This window comes from Vibrio sp. McD22-P3 (assembly GCF_021568915.1).
GTDB classification, from domain to species: domain Bacteria; phylum Pseudomonadota; class Gammaproteobacteria; order Enterobacterales; family Vibrionaceae; genus Vibrio; species Vibrio mediterranei.
The window spans coordinates 70,405-84,850 of sequence record NZ_JAKGTN010000005.1 but is presented as its reverse complement, the minus strand read 5'-3'; the positions used below and the strand labels follow the sequence as shown (position 1 = coordinate 84,850).

At 43.5% G+C, this 14,446-nt stretch carries 14 protein-coding genes; 13 read left to right on the top strand and 1 reads right to left on the bottom strand.

Going from position 1 to position 14,446, the window contains the following annotated elements:
* Positions 1–54: 54 nt before the first annotated feature.
* From L2W36_RS07405 to mnhG, 10 genes are all read left to right on the top strand, one after another.
* Positions 55–1,473 (top strand): SLC13 family permease, encoded by a 1,419-nt coding sequence (locus L2W36_RS07405; protein ID WP_006072295.1) that lies wholly within the window; start codon positions 55–57, stop codon positions 1,471–1,473.
* 5 nt (positions 1,474–1,478) lie between these two features.
* On the top strand, positions 1,479–2,804 hold the full coding sequence (locus L2W36_RS07400; RefSeq protein ID WP_236109697.1) for an ATP-binding protein: 1,326 nt from the start codon (positions 1,479–1,481) through the stop codon (positions 2,802–2,804).
* On the top strand, positions 2,791–3,264 hold the full coding sequence (locus L2W36_RS07395; protein WP_031494351.1) for a response regulator: 474 nt from the start codon (positions 2,791–2,793) through the stop codon (positions 3,262–3,264). Before L2W36_RS07400 ends, L2W36_RS07395 begins: the two co-directional genes overlap by 14 nt.
* A 40-nt stretch (positions 3,265–3,304) precedes the next feature.
* A complete protein-coding gene (locus L2W36_RS07390; protein ID WP_006072300.1) occupies positions 3,305–3,658 on the top strand; it encodes a rhodanese-like domain-containing protein in 354 nt (117 codons plus the stop codon).
* Between the two features lie 856 nt (positions 3,659–4,514).
* A complete protein-coding gene (gene mbhE, locus L2W36_RS07385; RefSeq protein ID WP_443088386.1) occupies positions 4,515–7,184 on the top strand; it encodes a hydrogen gas-evolving membrane-bound hydrogenase subunit E in 2,670 nt (889 codons plus the stop codon).
* On the top strand, positions 7,184–7,537 hold the full coding sequence (locus tag L2W36_RS07380; RefSeq protein ID WP_006072303.1) for a Na+/H+ antiporter subunit C: 354 nt from the start codon (positions 7,184–7,186) through the stop codon (positions 7,535–7,537). The genes mbhE and L2W36_RS07380 overlap by 1 nt, the downstream gene beginning before the upstream one ends.
* On the top strand, positions 7,537–9,030 hold the full coding sequence (locus tag L2W36_RS07375; protein ID WP_236109696.1) for a proton-conducting transporter transmembrane domain-containing protein: 1,494 nt from the start codon (positions 7,537–7,539) through the stop codon (positions 9,028–9,030). The genes L2W36_RS07380 and L2W36_RS07375 overlap by 1 nt, the downstream gene beginning before the upstream one ends.
* The gene (locus tag L2W36_RS07370; RefSeq protein WP_006072307.1) at positions 9,027–9,503 is read left to right on the top strand and encodes a Na+/H+ antiporter subunit E; all 477 of its coding nucleotides are present in this window, start codon (positions 9,027–9,029) and stop codon (positions 9,501–9,503) included. Before L2W36_RS07375 ends, L2W36_RS07370 begins: the two co-directional genes overlap by 4 nt.
* Complete coding sequence (locus tag L2W36_RS07365; RefSeq protein ID WP_006072309.1) at positions 9,496–9,780, top strand: cation:proton antiporter; 285 nt, start codon at positions 9,496–9,498, stop codon at positions 9,778–9,780. The genes L2W36_RS07370 and L2W36_RS07365 overlap by 8 nt, the downstream gene beginning before the upstream one ends.
* On the top strand, positions 9,780–10,076 hold the full coding sequence (gene mnhG / locus L2W36_RS07360; RefSeq protein ID WP_031494385.1) for a monovalent cation/H(+) antiporter subunit G: 297 nt from the start codon (positions 9,780–9,782) through the stop codon (positions 10,074–10,076). The genes L2W36_RS07365 and mnhG overlap by 1 nt, the downstream gene beginning before the upstream one ends.
* Positions 10,077–10,583: 507 nt before the next feature.
* Here the strand turns inward: mnhG and L2W36_RS07355 are convergent.
* Positions 10,584–11,300: a hypothetical protein gene (locus tag L2W36_RS07355; RefSeq protein ID WP_236109695.1), complete on the bottom strand. Its 717-nt coding sequence runs from the start codon at positions 11,298–11,300 to the stop codon at positions 10,584–10,586.
* Between the two features lie 281 nt (positions 11,301–11,581).
* On the opposite strand from L2W36_RS07355, the gene trmY reads away from it, so the two are divergent.
* The 3 genes from trmY (at position 11,582) to L2W36_RS07340 (ending at position 14,414) form a co-directional block, all read left to right on the top strand.
* Positions 11,582–12,178 (top strand): tRNA (pseudouridine(54)-N(1))-methyltransferase TrmY, encoded by a 597-nt coding sequence (gene trmY / locus L2W36_RS07350; protein ID WP_062460041.1) that lies wholly within the window; start codon positions 11,582–11,584, stop codon positions 12,176–12,178.
* 193 nt (positions 12,179–12,371) lie between these two features.
* On the top strand, positions 12,372–13,355 hold the full coding sequence (locus tag L2W36_RS07345) for an HAD family hydrolase (protein ID WP_236109694.1): 984 nt from the start codon (positions 12,372–12,374) through the stop codon (positions 13,353–13,355).
* A 99-nt stretch (positions 13,356–13,454) separates the two neighbouring features.
* The gene (locus tag L2W36_RS07340; protein WP_236109693.1) at positions 13,455–14,414 is read left to right on the top strand and encodes a hypothetical protein; all 960 of its coding nucleotides are present in this window, start codon (positions 13,455–13,457) and stop codon (positions 14,412–14,414) included.
* Positions 14,415–14,446 lie beyond the last annotated feature (32 nt).

Sequence of the window (14,446 nt, the reverse complement as noted above, 5' to 3'; positions counted from 1 at the left end):
ACATAGCGGCGTGATACTGCTCACAGTATAATATTTCTCAGGACGAGCAGTACCATGCAAAAATATTTAAAGTATATCATTCCGATATCTATCCCATTAATCGTTTTGCTCTTGCCACTATCGGCATTTCCTTTCGACGGATTGACCATTATCCAGCAGCGCGTTATCGCGATTTTCCTTCTCGCCGCCTTGTGTTGGGTGTTCGAACCTATCCCTATCTACGCCACCTCTGTGGTGATTATTGTGCTTGAGCTGTTACTGGTATCGAATAAAGGGCTTTACCTGTTCAGGCTGAATGAAGGACAGCCCCATTTTGGTGAGCTACTTAGTTATAACGAAATCATGGCAACTTTTGCCAGTCCGATCATCATGCTTTTTCTTGGTGGTTTCTTTCTGGCTATGGCTGCAACAAAATATCGCCTTGATGTTAATTTAGCGCGAGTGTTACTCAAGCCATTTGGCAGTGACCCAAAATTCGTCATGTTAGGCTTGATGTTAATAACCGGCATCTTCTCCATGTTTATGTCGAATACCGCCACTACGGCGATGATGCTCTCTATCTTAACGCCTGTTATTGCTGTTTTTGGTCCCAAAGATCCTGGACGAATTGCGTTTGCATTATGTATCCCTGTCGCGGCTAATATTGGAGGGATCGGTACGCCAATTGGTACGCCTCCCAATGCTATTGCTCTTAAATATCTTGTCGGCGATAACTACATCAGTTTTGGTGAATGGATGGCGTTTGGTGTGCCGTTTGTAGTGGTCATGATGGCGTTAGCTTGGATGCTAATTAACTTCCTTTATAGTGCCGATCAAAAGAAAATTGAGCTTTCAATCAAAGGTAAGTTTCTAAAAACGCCGAAAGCCATCATGGTCTACATTACGTTCACACTGACTATCGTACTTTGGTTGATGGGTTCCAGCCATGGGATGAACTCGTATACCGTCGCACTGATTCCTGTCGCAATCTTCTCGCTGACAGGCATTATCAATAAAGAAGATCTCAAGAAGATCTCTTGGGACGTGTTGTGGCTGGTGTCAGGTGGTATCGCGCTTGGACTAGCTTTGGACAAAACGGGCCTTGCAAGACTTGTTGTACATAGCATTCCATTTGATGCTTTTTCACCATATGTGGTGCTGTTTGGGGCTGCTTTCTTGTGTTTGGTGATGGCAAACTTTATGTCGCACACCGCAACCGCTAACTTATTGATGCCAATTATGGCGGCGTTAGGCACGTCTATGGCGTCGCTGACACCACTGGGCGGCGAAATTACGCTGATACTCGTCGTCACGTTCGCTGCGTCATTGGGTATGTCGCTGCCAATCAGTACGCCACCTAACGCACTGGCACACGCAACGGGACATGTGCAAAGTAACCAGATGGCCAAAGTGGGCGTGATTCTTGGTGTGGTTGGTGTATTGCTTAGCTTCGTATTGGTTTGGCTACTACATGCCGTGGGACATATTGGGTAGAGTTTATGGAGCAATTAGTACGACATTATTTCTCGCAAAGTGATCGGCAGGTAACCTTGTCTGCCGATGAGGTCGTGCTGCGTCAAAGTGGTCAAAATGACCGTCTTTATCTTGTATTGCGAGGTGAGCTGGAAGGTTACTTTGAAAGTGATGAAGACGGCAGGCTTACCAAACTTTTCACAGCGTCGGCTGGTGCGTTTATTGGAGTCCATAGTTTCTTTTCAGGGACTTGGACTGCGTCGTCAACAGTCATAGCAAAAACCGAAGTCACATTAGCGTGGATTGATAGGCATACGCCTGCCGTTTCGCCGGAAACGTTAGGGCCACTCAATGCGCAGTTTATGCCAGTAATGGTCAACGAACTGTCGCGACGTCAGCGTCGTGCGACTCAAGAAGCATTAGCAAAAGAGAAAGCCCTGCAGCGTCTACACACAGCGGAGCAAATGACGACGCTTGGACAACTCGCTGCCGGCATTGCGCATGAACTTAACAACGCTATTGGTGTGGTGAGCAGTAAAACAGAACGGTTACAGCAAGATTTAATTCAACTTCTAGAAGAGGTGCATCCAGAAGCAAGTCAGTTCTTCGATGTGGGACTGATGCAAGGACAAAGTGCGTCATCAAGTGAAGTAAGACAGCTTACCAAGCAAATACAGTCACAATATCGATTGGAACGAAGTCTCGCGAAACGTCTAGCTAGAGCCACTGCAAGCCACACGATTCCTGATTCTTGGTTAGCAGACCCTGAGCAAGCACTAAAGTACTGGGGAATGGGGCGCGATCTTCATGATTTACGAGTAGCGGCCAAACATACAGTGGGTATCGTCAAATCTGTGAAGCAACTGGGACGTACTGACGGGGAGCCTGATGAATTACTTGATATCAACGACACCATCAATAAAGCCCTTGCTCTATTACAAAGTGATTTACGACGCGTTTCTGTTCGACTGCGTCCCGCAACGCTGCCTTTAATCAAAGGGGCATCCACTGAGTATGTACAGATATGGAGTAATATCGTTAAAAATGCTTGCGATGCCATGTTGCAAACTGAATCACCTCAAATTGATATTCAAACAAAGTTATCGAATCAAAGAATTTTGGTCACCATTGCCAACAATGGGCCGGAAATCGATGAACCTACCCGCCGAAAAATATTCCAGCCCAATTTCACGACTAAGAAGGGCGGTCTATCTTTTGGCTTAGGGCTAGGGTTATCCATCGTTAAACGAATCGTAAGTGAAAATGGTGGCACGATTGTCGTGAAAAGCGATAAGGAGAGCACCATTTTCCGAGTCAAATTACCTGTAGGAGAAGCATATGGAGAAGCTTAACGTCATTTGTGTCGATGACCAGCGCGAAGTCTTGAGCGCGGTTATTCAAGATTTGGAGCCTTTAGCGAATTGGTTAAACATTGAGGATTGCGAATCAGGAGAAGAGGTTCTCGACTTAATGGAAGATCTTGACGCTGACGGGGAGTGCGTTGCAGTTATCGTGTCTGACCATGTCATGCCGGGGATGACGGGGGTTGAATTGCTGACGGAAGTCTCCAGAGATAGCCGATTTAAAGAAACCAAAAAAGTGTTGCTCACAGGGCAGGCCACGCATTCCGATACTATTACGGCGATAAATACGGCAGGTGTTAGTCACTATTTTGAGAAGCCTTGGAATGCTGAAGAGCTCATTGCGTGTGTACGTTCTCTTGTAACCAGCTATATTTTCGATAAAGGCTTTGACTACCAACCTTATCATGAAGAGTTAGATCAGACGATAGTGTTTGAAAGGCTGCGCTAGCTCCTTGATTAATATAACACCTTATTACTTAGGAGGATTTATGAAGAAAATACTGTCCTTGTCGGTACTTTGTGTCGCATTGACTAGTGCTAGCGTGATGGCATCTGAACGCGCAGAACAAGGTTGGCAAATGATAGAACAAGGTGCAATGGTTGTGGACGTGCGCACTCCTGATGAGTTCGCTGATGGTCATTTGGCAAATGCAGTGAACTATCCGTTATCTGATATTGATAAGTACTTTGCTAATGTCGATAAGTCTACACCGATCGTTGTGTATTGCCGAAGTGGTAACCGTTCAGGTAAAGCAATGGACTATTTGACCTCTGTTGGTTTTAGTAATGTCCACAACGCAGGTGGATTAGAAGAAATGCGCGAGCAGAAAGGCGCAAAGTAGCAATAGACACCCCTCTATCATTCGTATCGTCACCCAAGCAGACCTTTTATCGATGTCTTTGCACCATAAAAGGGGTGACCATACCGAATGTTGTGGCGTCAAACTGGTCTCTTAGGTTAATCAACTATCCAATTCCTAAGTTTAGTAAATGACTAAAGTAAACTTGAATTTGCTTAAGTTATAAACGTGATCTTGAAAGGAATAATTGCAATTTATTACTTGCTTTTAATTCTATCTGATATATCGTTTGAAAAAACATAAGTTATTATTCGGTATTTTCGAGTTTCTGGTGTTGAACCATTTTTACTAAAGGAGGACTAATATCATATTGATAACCCTCTTTACTGTGTTGGTGATTTGTTTTGTGACTCTAAGTTGCTGATAATTAAGATTTATTTTTAAATCTCAATACCATTAATCCTACTTGTCCCTTCTGACACTATTCGTTACAAACTGTCATCTATTCCAGATATTTTTAATAAATATATTAAAAAATCGGCTTTCTTATACATTCAGAAATTAGAATTACGACTAATCAACGACTCTTTACAATTGTATTCTGGTACTAAAATACTCGCCAAGGATAGAATTTATATCGTTTAGGATGTAAAGATTGATTAATAAATCAGCTCAATGATTGTTCTGGTATTAAATTAGCTACTCACTTCTTCATGTTGGCTATCAGAAAACTCTTCATCTAAAACAAGCACTGCTTCGGGTATATGGAACTAATCGAATAAGGTTGCTGCAATGGTAAGTGACCGTTTTGCTATTTCTGCAATTTGGTATTTAGCGTGAATTCACTTGGATATAGTAGATAAAGGTGAGTATTAACTTGAACATCGAAAAGGCTGCATTGACGTCCAATAAACTCGGCAAACAAGGTGAGCGTGTAAACCTGCATAGCTCACAGCTATTCGCGTTGTTTGCTGTGTTTCCTCTGTCGATATTTCTTTCAATCTTATACTTGTATAGCCCTGAAGGCGTGGCGTGGGCTGCATCGTGGGTTCCAAGCTTAGGCTTAGATCTCAGCTTTAGGCTCGACGGTTTATCATTTCTATTTGCCTGTTTGATTAGCGGTATAGGTACTTTAGTGCAAATATACGCGTTGGCTTATTTGCGTGAATATCCGAACCGTCTCAAATTTCACTTTTACTTAACGGCATTTATGTTAGCGATGCTGGGAGTAGTGCTCAGTAATAACGTGTTGTTACTATTTGTTTTTTGGGAACTAACAACCATTACGTCTTATTTGCTGATTGGTTTTAACCACGAGAACCCAACTTCTAGAAAGAATGCACTGCAATCTTTACTTATTACTGGCGCTGGTGGTTTAGCGATGCTAGCGGGTCTGATTCTTTTAGGGAACATGGCCGAAAGCTATCAATTGACGACTATTTTACAGCAGGCGTCGGTCATTCATGACCACGCACTGTTTGTACCATCATTGTTACTCATTATATTGGGTGCATTTACCAAGTCAGCGCAGTTCCCGTTTCATTTCTGGTTACCTAATGCGATGGCGGCACCAACGCCTGTGAGTGCTTATCTGCATTCGGCAACGATGGTGAAAGCCGGGATCTTTTTATTAGCTCTGCTTTCGCCCATTTACGCCCACAGTGAGGTTTGGTTTTATACACTAACAACAATGGGTGGTTTCACGGCGCTTTGGTGTGCTGTTTTAGCTTTAAAACAGACCGACCTAAAACTAATGCTTGCCTACAGTACAACAGTCGTTCTCGGCAAGCTGACGTTTTTGTTAGGTATTGGTACCGATTTGGCGCTTAAGTCTGCATTAATGTTGATCGTTGCTCACTCGATGTATAAAGCGGGCTTGTTCATGGTGATTGGCAACATCGATAAGGCGACAGGGACTCGTGAGGTTGGGGTGCTTCGTGGATTACGTCCGGTATTACAAATTAGCTTTGTGGCTGCATTTATCGCGGCGCTATCTACATCGGGCGTTCCGCCACTACCAGGTTTTTTGAGTAAAGAGTACATGTACAAAGCTGGTTTGGAAGTGAGCTCGTTAGCGGTACTGTTAATGCTGGTGGTCAATGCACTGACCGTTACGTTGGTGCTTGCTCTTCTAATAAAGCCCTTCTCACGGAAATACCAGGGTGAACCAACACCAGCCAAACCTATTGAGGTAAATAAGGGGCTGTGGCTTCCTCCAATTACGCTTGCGCTAGTTAGTGTACTCGCGACGGTACTGGGGCTTGGCTGGCTTAATGAACAAGTTATTTTGCCCGGCGTGACCTCGATTGCTCCGATATCTGAGCCAGAGCCACTCAAGTTATGGCATGGCATTAATCTGCCTCTGGTGTTAAGTGCGGTGACGCTCTTGCTAGGTGTCTCAGTGTATAAGATTTACCCTTGGCTACTCGCTCAGTGGACACGGTTATCTATCACTTTGCCTAATGCGAACAAGGTGTTTGATGGTTTGCTAAAAGGAATGATGGCATTTGCGTCTTGGCAAACTAATCTGATGCAGCGAAAGCGCATGAGTTTTTATGGCTTGATTTCATTTTCAGCGTTAGCAGTACTACTGGTATCTCAAGTTCATATTTCTTCGGACGTTATGCTTAACCAACTTGTTGACGTTAAGTTCTACGAGTTTGCAGTAGCATTACTGCTTATTGTCTCCACGGTTGTCGTCATTGTTTCTAAGACGAAACTTCTTGCGGTTGCGGCGTTAGGAATGATCGGCTTCATGACAACTTTGGTGTTTATGATCTACAGCGCTCCTGATGTGGCTAAGACGCAACTTTTGGTAGAAACGCTAATGGTGGTGTTTTTGGTCTTGCTGATGCGTCATGTGCCTAAGCTGGCCACGGTTCGTCAACATTCAATAAAAAGAAAAACGCTCCACGCAGTGGTTGCTAGTGTGATTGGTTTTGCCATCACTATGCTGCTTATCAACATTACTTCACAGCCGATGGATACCAGTGTGGCAGAGTTCTTTTCTAACAACAGCGTTCCTGGCGGTCACGGGCGCAATATTGTGAACGTAATTCTAGTGGACTTCCGTGCGTTCGATACCTTTGGTGAAGTGGTTGTGGTGGTAATGGCTGGGCTATGTGCGGTCAGTCTACTGAAGCCGGGTAGTGTGACCTACAAGAACATTCAGTCGCTGATCTTTGGTACTGCTTCGCATATCGTTGCTGCTTTGATGTTGGTGTTCTCACTCTATCTCCTGATGCGAGGACACAACTCGCCTGGTGGTGGCTTTATCGGTGCGCTTATCGCAGTGATTGGTTTATCACTACTGATGTTTGCAGAGTCTCCCAAGTATGTGCGTGAGCGATTGCACTTCGCGCCATTCAGTATTGCTATGTTTGGCGTATTGCTGAGCTTTATCGCAGGCGTTATCAGCTTGTTATTCAACTTACCTTTCTTGACCGGGTTGTGGTGGAAAGATGTACTTCCGCTCGGCACACCATTGATCTTTGATATTGGTATTTATCTGGGTGTTATTGGTGGTGTTATGGGAATGGTACTGCACGTCAGTGAGGAGCTTAACTAATGGAAATTTTATGGAGTGTGGTCGTAGGGGTGTTTGTTGCCGCTGGGATCTATTTGATGCTCGAGCGCCATTTGTTACGCGTTCTATTTGGCTTAATTATGCTGAGTAGTGCTGTCAATATGGCGATCTTTACAGCGGGTAGGCTGACAGTAGGTGAGCCACCATTGATTGATGCTAATGCAGTTGTGCCGCCTATAGGTGCTGCAAACCCATTACCTCAAGCATTGATTTTAACGGCGATTGTTATTGGGTTTGGTTTATTGGTGTTCACGCTTGTGCTGTTTTATCGAGCCTATCAAGAGTCCTTAACAGCGGATATTGATCAAATGACGTATTCAGAGGAGGAGCAGTAATGTCGCTTTGGTTAACGTTACCTGTCGTTCTCTCAGTGCTTACTTCGGCTTTAGTTTTCTTTAGTCGCAATCATGTGAGATACGTTGAGTGGATTAGTGGTGTTAGTGCGCTAATCACCTTGCTCGCCAGCGTAATGCTGTTTGCCGATGTCACTACTTTGGGCCCACAAGCGGTCGCGTTTGGTCAGTGGACGGCGCCATTTGGTATCGTATTTGTCGCCGATATGCTGAGTGCAGGCATGGTAGTCATGACTGCTTTCATTGGGGTAATCATCGTATTCTATGCCATGGCAGATTTACGACCTAAACCGTCGTATAGCTTGTTCCATTCATTAATCCATATTCTATTGGCAGGTGTTTACGGGGCGTTCTTAACGGGGGATATATTCAACCTATATGTCTGGTTTGAAGTGATGCTGATTGCCTCGTTCGGATTAATGGTACTGGATGCCACTCGTGAACAGGTAGATGGAGCCGTTAAGTACGTAATGTTGAATTTGATCTCAACGCTAATGTTCTTGCTGGCGATTGGTTTGCTTTATGGGGCAACGGGCACTTTGAATCTTGCTGACTTGCATGGGAAAGTCGCATCCATTCACCCGCAAACTCAGTCAACGGTGGCGGTGCTATTCTTGTTTGCGTTCGCCATTAAGTCGGCATTATTTCCACTGTTTGCCTGGTTACCAGCGTCATACCATACGTTACCAAGTGGTGTTGTTGCTCTGTTTGCTGCACTACTGACTAAAGTTGGCATCTATGCGCTTATGCGGATGTTCACCCTTGTGTTTCCTTTGTCGGACAGTGGTTGGCAACCATTAATGTTATGGATTGCTGGGTTAACTATGTTGGCTGGTGTTTTAGGTGCGGCGAGTCAGTTCAATGTAAAGAAGATCTTGTCGTTCCACAGTATTAGCCAGCTTGGTTATATGGCAATGGGTCTAGCCATCGCGACACCGTTAGCGCTTGCTGGAACGATCTTCTACATCGTCCACCATATTATCGTGAAGTCGAATCTGTTTCTGATTGGTGGGGTATTAGAACGCAAGTATGGCACGAGTGAATTGCGCCACTTAGGCGGGGTATACAAATCGACACCATTGCTGGCGTTTCTGTTCCTGATCCCAGCCTTTTCACTTGCAGGTTTTCCTCCTTTGTCAGGTTTCTGGGGTAAGTTTCTGGTTATTCGAGACAGTCTACACGTTGAGTATTATTGGCTAGCGGGTACAGCTCTATTTGTTGGGCTACTGACACTGTTTTCGATGACCAAAATTTGGAGCGAAGCGTTTTGGAAGCCACAACCAGAAAATAAGCCGGCGAAAAAACTGTGTAAGAAAACCAAGGTGTTGTATTACGCACCTATCATCAGCCTGACATCAATGGCGCTGTTGTTTGGATTCATTGCAGAGCCTTTTTTCCAGCTAGCCATGAGAGCAGCAGAGCAGTTACTAGACCCGAGCGCCTACATTAATGCGGTCTTAGGAGGTGGAGCATGAATTACTTTTTCCTCAATGTTTTCCTAGCAGGTGCTTGGATGCTGATCAACGGCGAATACAGTGGTCTAAATTTCGTGGTTGGGTTTACGGTTGGCTTCTTTGCTTTGAGACTAAGTCAACCATTTGGAATGAAATCTACTTATTTCACACGTTTCAGTGCGGTGATTAAGCTGTTTCTGTGCTTCTGCTATGAGATGGTGATTTCCGCAGCTCAAGTGGTTTGGGATGTGGTGACGCCAACACACTTGAGTGACCCGGATATTGTTTATGTGCCTCTGGATGTGACGACAGACTTAGAAATTACGCTACTGGCTAATATGGTTTCACTAACGCCAGGCAGTCTAAGTTTGGATGTCACTGAAGATAAAAAACACTTGGTCGTTCACGCTATGTTCGCACCTAAGCATGAAGAGGTTATTCAAACTATCAAACAAGGGATGGAAAAGCGTATTTTGGAGGTGACTCGTGGATAGTTGGTTGCAGTTTACTATTACCATTTCTTACGCTGGATTATTATTTAGCTTGGTGATGGTATTTATCAGGTTAATATTAGGTCCGACCTTGGCGGATAGAGTGGTTGCACTCGATTTGATTGCATTCATTACCGTTGGATTTATTGCAGTACATACTTTAGATAGTGGGCAGAAATCATTATTAGACGTTGCGATAACGCTAGGTCTGGTAGCATTTTTGGGCACGATTGCTTTCTCAAGCTTTATAGCGAAGAGAACATTAGAGGAGGAAGAGTAATGGAAATCATAACGGGAATTTTGCTCTGTATCGGTACCTTTTTTGTTATCGTTGCTAGTATTGGTGTGGTAAGAATGCCGGATCTTTATACCCGAATGCATGCATCAACCAAAGCTAATACTATGGGATTAACAGCGTTGTTGGCTGCTGTAGCGGTGGGGATTCCGGATATTACAGTAACCTCACGTGTACTAGGCACCATGTTATTTATTTTGCTGACGGCACCGGTTGCGACGCACTTGTTGGGAAAAAGTATGCACGCTAGTGGTTATAAGATGTGGCGAAGAGAAAAATAACTGGTAACGATCATCGTCCATTGAGTCTACTTTTCATGGAAAGGAAAGTATTTCGACATATTTCGTTTTGTAATTCAGCGTTATATTTGATTGTTAATTGTATTTTTGTGGTATGGCTTTAACTATCGAGATTAATTTATATTTGATGTTATTTTCATATTTACCTTAATTAGAGTGGAAGGTAATATAGTTTATAGAGTCAATGCTCCTCTTTTTGATAGCTCATTAAATTATAAGTTCCATTTTAAGTGTTCTGAAGTTTAGTCGTTCGTTAAAAATCGAAGGAGAATAATATATGCGTAAAAAAGAAATGATATTGCTTATTATTACTAGTACTTTATTTCTAGTGAGTCTAGTAATAGGGAAATAAGCTTAACTGTTCATCTTATAATGTAGAACGACATATTCCACAAGCAGGTCCTGTGACTAGTCGTGCTTCATAAATAGGTGTCAATAAGTTTGAGTATGTGGCGCGAACATAATAGCGTCGTGCCACTTCCAACTTGGTTATTGGTGTGCAATCTTCGCATCTAACTGCTGAAGCACTGATTCCACAAACTCCTGAGCAGGTAAACTCTTCCATTGTTCCGTTAAAGCCACCTCTGATAATGACTGCCTTTTGCTGACCATCACTCCCCGTAATAGATAGCTATGAATGCGGCAAGCGCACTGATAGCAATCTTTGCTGTCCGGATAATGTTTGTTAAACCAAGTAACACACTCGTGCATTGCTTGCAACAAAAGAGATGGTTCAATGCTGGGAAATATGCGATTAAACGATTCACCGAATAACGTTATCGCCCAATTGCCAGCCATTGCAATGTCGAGTAGGAACCAATGCCTGGGATCATTTTTATGGTCAAACGAAACGTAGTCTTTCTTTAAGGTGCGACCCGTATTGAAATTAATAGTGTAGTGCAGCGATTGTGCTGTGCGCAGTTGGGCTTTGTGATATACCACGAACTCCAATTTGGTTGCTGGGCAGGGTAGGTGAGAGTGCGATAGCGCCTCTATGATAGCCTGCTTTTGAGCGTCGCAAAGGGGTTGAGCTACCACCATTTGGACGTCTAAATCACTTTCACCCGCAACATAACTCCCCTGACTTGCTGAGCCAAGTAAGTAGATACCAACGATATTAGTACTTGCGACTAACTGAAGCACGTCGCACAAGCGATTTATGTATTCTCGTTCAGCAGAGGGTAGGGCAAAAAGACGTGAGTGCATTATGATAGTGTGGATCCGTGTCGATGATTGTCGATGCTACCATAAGCGATTAGTTCAAATCAGTGAAACGTCTGGCAACCTCAACAAGTTATCAGTTTGACTTAAATACTTTTGTTCAAAGCACACCCTGCTGAAGACTATTTCTGTAAATAGCTAAATTATTGCCGTTACTTCATCAAGCAAAACTGTGATAATGGCGACCCACGTGACTATTGCCTTATTGGCGATAGAACATCTTGGTTAAGTTATTCGTTATATTCATTAAGTAGGATTTTACATCTATGCGCGCCTTTGTACTTCGAGCTCGTTCGGCCCCTACCGAAAGCCAGCAACTTCTCGCTTCCGTTGGTCAGGAGGCTCACACTGAAATTTTAGCTCACACGTTGATGAACACGATCTTTGTCGCGCAGTCTCATCGTGAAGATGTGGTGGTTTACCTCGTCCTAGAAAGTACTAAAGATTACTCTCGCACTATACGCTTTAGCTCAAACGACATCAGTAACGTTGGTGGCTTTCATGAGAAAGTGTTGCTCGATAAAGTTGCCAGAGCCTTGGACGTATCCCAAGGTATGGGTAAAGAGCAAGAACGTGAAGTTGAAGCGGGTATTAATGTACGAACCATTAGCTTCGAAAAGCTGGTTCAAGAACTGGCTGAAGATTATCAGCTCTACATGATGGATAAGAAAGGCACCTTCATTCGAGAACAACAGTTTGTCGGTAATTCCTGTTTTCTTCTTACCGACCATATTCCAATGCCGAAGAAGAGCTTTAATAGTTTAAAGCGTCTAGGTACTGAGAAAATCAGCCTTGGTCCTAAGATGTTGTTTGCTTCTCAATGCGTAACTCTGATTCATAATGAATTGGATTTAAATGAGTAACATTGAAGGGCGATAGGAAATCACCATTCGATAGTGTATTGAACGCTATGTCTTTTAGGCATAGCGTTTTTTTAACTTTTCCGTTTTTGCAGATTATTTTTAGATCGTGCAATGCATAATTCTCTCAGTTCAGGTTAGTCATCTTACTGATGCCAAACGTTAATGAATACACTTACATTACTGAGAGCAAAATATGAAAATGCATTTCAAAAGCCTTGTCTGCTTAGCTGTTCTATCTACTCCCGTTTTTGCCGCGCAGCATCCTGATCCTTTACCTTCTTGGAACGATGGCGCTACTAAATCTGCTATTGTTGAATTTGTTGAAACCGTCACCACAAAAGGCTCTGACAATTACGTCCCAGCCGAAGAGCGTATCGCAGTATTTGATAACGATGGTACGTTATGGGCCGAGAAGCCGATGTATTTTCAATTATTCTTTACCTTGGACCGTATTAAAGAGCTTGCTCCGAAGCACCCTGAGTGGAAAACCGAAGAGCCGTTTGCGTCTGTTTTGAAAGGCGACATAAAAGCAGCCCTGTCTCATGGTGAGGAAGGATTGCTGAAAATGGTTATGGCAACGCATGCCGGTATGAACTCTGTGGAATTTGAGGAAATGGTGCAAGCTTGGGTGAAGAACGCTAAACACCCAATCACTAAAAGGCCTCTAACGGAGATGATTTATCAACCGATGTTGGAAGTGCTCGACTTTCTTCGTGATAATGATTTCAAGACCTACATAGTTTCGGGTGGAGGAGCAGACTTTATGCGTCCTTGGACAGAGGAGGTGTATGGTATTTCTCCGGAGTACGTTATTGGCAGCGAAATAGAGACAGAGTTCGCTTACACTAGTAATGGTATTGAAATCCAACGCTTGCCAAACGTCGCTCATATTAATGATAAAGCGGGTAAGGTCATTGGTATTCACAAGAGACTAGGTCGCCAACCTATTGCGGCTTTTGGTAACTCTGACGGTGATTTGCAGATGATGCAGTGGACGACCCAACAAGAAGGTGTCACGTTCGGCCTTTATGTGCATCATACTGATGAAGGGCGAGAGTGGAAATATGATCGTAGTTCTTCGGTTGGCCGCCTAGATAAGGGACTAGACGAAGCCAAGAAAGAAGGTTGGACTATCGCAGATATGAAGAATGATTGGAAAGTGATTTACCCAAATTGATAGCGCAGTGATTTGGAACCCGCAATGCGTTTGGGGTCACTAGAAAGCATTGCGGTGGTTGCTAGCCTTTAAGGGTATAAGTGAAGGTAAGAGGGCTGAATGGCAGTCACTAATAGTAAAAAAATACTCACTTTCGAGCAGTTATCTAGTGAGATAACCGCGATAGCAAACTGCAAGGTCCTGTTTGATTTTCCCAATGAACCAAATCATGTTATCGAGCGTCAGTATGGATTTTTACAAATTAATCGTCCAACGATTCGTTATACAGCATTCACAACTCCTCATGCACTGACACTTTACTCCGCTCTGTTTAAGCCTGAGTGTGCTTTGCAAACTCGATTACATTCACCAGAAATTACCCTGATGATCACCACAATGGAAAGTCAGTCCGTGTGTTTTAATGGTAGTTGGATTAACACTGACCAAGTTGCGATAGTCTCAAGTCGTTCTGAAGTTCCCTTTGCATTATTTATTCCCCAGAACACCACGGTTATCTTAAGTGAAATAGCTGAGCCCTCTAGAAAATTGAAAAGTTTCAGTGATTCCCTTGTCCCAGTTACTGTTTCGAAAAGGAACTTAGACAAGTTTAAGGCGTCAGGTAAGTTTGTCTTTGAACAGCCGACTGAGAAACAAGGGCATGGTGGGACGAAAGCTGTCCTTGATTTGATCACCGTTCTTTTGGATGAACTCCCTCCACTGCGCCCCCAATCGCTGCATGGACCAAGTCGCAGGCCTAGAAAGCACCTGATGACAAAAATAGTGAAAATGATGGAACAGAAAACGATGCGAGCGATGTCGCTGAAGCAGATAGCTAATGAATTAGATATTAGCACCAAAAGCATCAACCTCTTTTTCAAAGAGTATTTGTTCATTCCACCCAAGCGATTCTATTTGCTCGTTAACCTATTTAAATTTCGAAATATTTTGATTCAAGGGAAGTGCTCTTCAGTACTAGAAGCTACGGTATTATCAGGGGTTGATGGATGGAGTCGATATTCTGAGCGGTACCAAAAGCTGTTTGGTGAAAAGCCTTATGATACGTTTATGAAGTCAAAATAACGATGTAATTTGGCACGGATCTCAAAGGCAGT

What these genes read in the sequence shown, in the direction of transcription:
- L2W36_RS07400 (WP_236109697.1), top strand. Translation starts at nt 1,479, where the DNA reads ATGGAGCAATTAGTACGACATTATTTCTCGCAAAGTGATCGGCAGGTA.
- L2W36_RS07370 (WP_006072307.1), top strand. Translation starts at nt 9,027, where the DNA reads ATGAATTACTTTTTCCTCAATGTTTTCCTAGCAGGTGCTTGGATGCTG.
- L2W36_RS07395 (WP_031494351.1), top strand. Translation starts at nt 2,791, where the DNA reads ATGGAGAAGCTTAACGTCATTTGTGTCGATGACCAGCGCGAAGTCTTG.
- L2W36_RS07340 (WP_236109693.1), top strand. Translation starts at nt 13,455, where the DNA reads ATGGCAGTCACTAATAGTAAAAAAATACTCACTTTCGAGCAGTTATCT.
- L2W36_RS07375 (WP_236109696.1), top strand. Translation starts at nt 7,537, where the DNA reads ATGTCGCTTTGGTTAACGTTACCTGTCGTTCTCTCAGTGCTTACTTCG.
- L2W36_RS07405 (WP_006072295.1), top strand. Translation starts at nt 55, where the DNA reads ATGCAAAAATATTTAAAGTATATCATTCCGATATCTATCCCATTAATC.
- trmY (WP_062460041.1), top strand. Translation starts at nt 11,582, where the DNA reads ATGCGCGCCTTTGTACTTCGAGCTCGTTCGGCCCCTACCGAAAGCCAG.
- L2W36_RS07355 (WP_236109695.1), bottom strand. Translation starts at nt 11,300, where the DNA reads ATGCACTCACGTCTTTTTGCCCTACCCTCTGCTGAACGAGAATACATA.
- L2W36_RS07345 (WP_236109694.1), top strand. Translation starts at nt 12,372, where the DNA reads ATGAAAATGCATTTCAAAAGCCTTGTCTGCTTAGCTGTTCTATCTACT.
- L2W36_RS07380 (WP_006072303.1), top strand. Translation starts at nt 7,184, where the DNA reads ATGGAAATTTTATGGAGTGTGGTCGTAGGGGTGTTTGTTGCCGCTGGG.
- L2W36_RS07390 (WP_006072300.1), top strand. Translation starts at nt 3,305, where the DNA reads ATGAAGAAAATACTGTCCTTGTCGGTACTTTGTGTCGCATTGACTAGT.
- mnhG (WP_031494385.1), top strand. Translation starts at nt 9,780, where the DNA reads ATGGAAATCATAACGGGAATTTTGCTCTGTATCGGTACCTTTTTTGTT.